Raw genomic sequence first — 3,735 nt, forward strand, 5'->3', positions numbered from 1 at the left:
CCCGCGCTGCTTGAAGCCCGCGACCGCCAGGCCGTGCCGTCGGTAACGGCTCCGCCCGAGGGCCTGGCCCTGGTAAGCGTGGAATACCGGGAGCCGAACATCTCCGCATAACGCCTGACGAAGCGCATTGCAGATGCAGATTTTCTTTCGCTCACGCACTGACGCAAAAGTCCCCATCTCTCGATGGGGAATTCTTTCTATCTAGAGCGGATTAATTCAATAATGGACATTCTCAAAATTAATCTGCTCTAGATCATTTCGTCCAGGTCGGAAGCCTGCTCCTGCGCCCTGAATTTCTGCTGCAGCATGATGGGCAACGCCTCCGGGTCCATCGGGTCATACTCAAACATGACCGCCGTGCCGAAGCAGGAAAAATACTTGCTGCCGTCGGGGTGAAAAGCCACATTTTCGCTGTAGCCCACAATGGCCTGCGCGCCCTTGTTCATGGCGCGTGCGGCCATGCCGAAAAAAGCCTCGTCAGAATCAAAGCCCCGGCAGCACACAAGACCCAGCACCTTGGCAATGCGGCGGCCTTCCACCTGATGCGTGGTCACCACAGGAAAACGCCCGGCCATAAACACCTCGCGCACCCGCGCGCTGGCGTCCGACATGCGCACTTTCTTTTCAGCTTTACGCGCCTTTTTTTCATGACCGCCCAGTAAAAAGAACATGCCTGACCTCCAGAAGCAGTGGAATGGCAGCGCGGCGCACTGCCTGATACCAGCTATATGCAAAGGTCTTGCCAAAAAAACTTATTATTATAATTCAGCATAATACATGGGAAATATGTTTTCTTGTCATCAAATTGACAACCAGGCGCACATGACGTCGCAAGACAGAAAAAGCCCGCCAAAAGCGGGCTTTTTCTGTCTTGCCGTGTCTGCGGCGACACGTTGACACGTTCCAGAGCAGTTTGCGAATGAAATGAGTTAGAGCAATTTCACTTTGAAATTGCTCTGGCGGCTGCGTGAGCAGTCGCCCGCCGCGAAGGCGTAAGCGCAATTTATTTGCGCGGTTAAACGCCGAAGCGAGCGTGTCTTAAACTTTGAAAATGTACATTTTCAAAGTTAATCTGCTCTAATTGCTCTGCAAGAATTTTCAGGAAAATCCTTGCCAAGAAATACGAGCAGGCAGGCTTTTGCCTGCCGTAAGTGAGCATTTCAAGTGCTAAACGCTCTATTGAGCGGGCTGTTTTTTGCTTTCCTCGCCATGCTTTTCGGGGCGCAGAATGCGGCAAATGGGCTGTGCCGTGGCCCGGCCGGAGAATATTTCCTCCGAAGAGGCATCCAGGGCATGGGGCAGCACTTCGTCCACATGCTCCACAAAGACAATTTCAAGGTCTTTCAGCACCTCGTCCGGCACTTCTTTAAGATCCTTTTCGTTGTCACGGGGCATGAGCACTTTCTTGATGCCGCTGCGGCGCGCGGCCAGCAGTTTTTCGCGCAGGCCGCCAATGGGCAGCACGCGCCCCCGCAGGGATATCTCACCTGTCATGGCTACATCGTTGCGCACGGGAATGCCCAGCAAGGCCGAGGTAATGGAAGTGGCAAGGGTAATGCCCGCCGAGGGACCGTCCTTGGGTGTGGCCCCCGAGGGTACGTGCACATGTATATCCACCTTGCGGTGAAAGCGCGTATCAAGACCCAGCACTTCGGCCCGTGAGCGCACGTAGGAAAGCGCGGCCTTGGCCGATTCCGTCATGACCTCGCCAAGTTTGCCCGTGGTCACCACCTGACCGGAACCGGCCATAAGTGTCGTTTCCACCAGCAGTATCTCGCCGCCGCGCTGATTGTAGGCAAGCCCGGCGCACACACCCACCTGCGGCTCGGCCTCGCGCTCGTCATGCCGGTATTTTTTGACGCCGAGCATGGCGGGCAGGCTCTGACGCGAAATGTTCACGCACCTGTCCGTATTTTCTTCTTCCACCAGCTTGATGGCGGTTTTGCGGCACAGGGCGGCAATTTCACGTTCAAGGTTACGCACGCCCGCCTCGCGGGTGTAGGAGCGGATGATCTCAAGAACGGCATTGTCCGAAACCCGGATATTGCTTTCCTTGAGTCCGTGCTCCTCTATCTGGCGAGGCAGCAGAAAGTGCCGCGCAATGTGGCGTTTTTCTGTTTCAAGATAGCTGTTAAGCTCTATTATCTCCATACGGTCCAGCAAGGGCACGGGGATGGTGTGCAGCGAGTTGGCCGTGGTGATAAAGAATATCTTGGACAGGTCGTATTCCAGGTCCAGATAGTGGTCCATAAAGGTGTGGTTCTGCTCCGGGTCCAGCACTTCCAGCAGGGCCGAGGCCGGGTCGCCCCGGTAGTCGGAGGTCATCTTGTCCACTTCGTCCAGACAGAAAAGCGGATTGTTGTATTTCACCCGCTTGAGCGACTGGATGATCTTGCCCGGCAGCGCCCCCACATAGGTACGGCGGTGACCGCGTATTTCGGCCTCATCGCGCACGCCGCCAAGAGACAGGCGCACAAAATCGCGCCCGGTGGCCTTGGCTACAGACCGCGCCAGTGACGTCTTGCCAACGCCGGGAGGCCCCACAAAGCAGAGAATCGGCCCCTTCAGGCCCTGGGAAAGCTTTTGCACCGCAAGATACTCAAGGATGCGTTCCTTGGGTTTTTCAAGGCCATAGTGGTCGCCGTCCAGAATATTGCGGGCTTTTTCGATGTTGATATCAACCTGCTTGAGGTCATTCCAGGGCAGGTCGAGTATCCAGTCCACGTAGTTGCGCACCACCGTATATTCCGCAGCCGAAGGCGGCATGCTGCGCAGCTTCTTGGCTTCGCCAAGGGCCTTCTGGCGCGCTTCTTCGGGCATGTCGCGCGCTTTGAGCTTTTGCTCGATCTCGTCCACCTCGGCCTGGGGATCGTCATCACGCCCCATTTCCTTGTTGATGGCCTTGATCTGCTCGTTAAGGTAATATTCGCGCTGATTGCGCTCCATCTGTACCTTGACGCGATTTTTGATGCGCTTTTCCACCGTAGCCAGCGCCACCTCACCATGAAGCAGCTCATAGGCCAGCTCCAGCCGCTCGGTCACGTCGTCCATCTCCAGGGCCTGCTGCTTTTTGCGGTAGTCCACCTTGAGATTGGGAATGATGGAATCGGCCAGGGGGCCAGGATCATGCAGCGCCAGCATGGAAAGCACAGACTCCTGCGAAAGCTTCTTGTTGCCCTTGGCAAACTCGTCCAGCGTCTCATGAACCGCGCGCACAAGAGCCTCACGCTCTTCAGGACGGCTTTGCGTTTCGCCGCGCCGGGATGCGTACACTATGGCGCAGTGCTCATTTTCCTGCAGGTCTGTCCAGTCGGCACGGTACATGCCTTCAAACAGCACCTTGATGGTTCCGTCAGGCAGACGCAGCATTTGCAGCACCTTGCTGACCACGCCCACGGGAGCCAGGTCTCCGGCTTCGGGCTTTTCCAGTTCGGGCTCAAGCTGGGCCACCAGAAAAATCTGTTTGCTGTAGCTGGCCTGAGCGGCCTCTATGGCCTTGATGGAGGCTTCACGCCCTACAAAAAGCGGCATGATGGAACGCGGAAACATGACCACCTCACGCAAAGGCATGACGGGCAGTTCCACAAGTTTTCCAGTACCGCGTACGAATTCAGTCATAGTTTTCCCCTGAAAGGCCGTGGGCCGCATTGGCACGACCCCATAGCTTGGGAGATTGGAGCGGATTGCGGCAAAGGGCGCCTCCGCTCTGCCGCCGCGCACGGTGCAGCGCGCCGC

The 3,735-nt window shown here is 56.7% G+C and carries 2 protein-coding genes; both read right to left on the reverse strand.

Features of this window, described 5'->3' with window-relative positions; all coding sequences use genetic code 11:
• Window positions 1–248: 248 nt before the first annotated feature.
• Window positions 249–671 carry a hypothetical protein gene (locus tag V6C07_RS10430; protein ID WP_333536402.1) on the reverse strand — a complete coding sequence of 141 codons (423 nt, stop codon included), beginning with the start codon at window positions 669–671 and terminating at the stop codon, window positions 249–251.
• Window positions 672–1,176: 505 nt separating this feature from the next.
• Window positions 1,177–3,618 carry an endopeptidase La gene (gene lon, locus V6C07_RS10435; RefSeq protein ID WP_333536404.1) on the reverse strand — a complete coding sequence of 814 codons (2,442 nt, stop codon included), beginning with the start codon at window positions 3,616–3,618 and terminating at the stop codon, window positions 1,177–1,179.
• Between the last annotated feature and the right edge of the window lie 117 nt (window positions 3,619–3,735).

The sequence above is a fragment of the Desulfovibrio sp. 1214_IL3152 genome (assembly GCF_036763055.1).
GTDB lineage: Bacteria > Desulfobacterota > Desulfovibrionia > Desulfovibrionales > Desulfovibrionaceae > Desulfovibrio.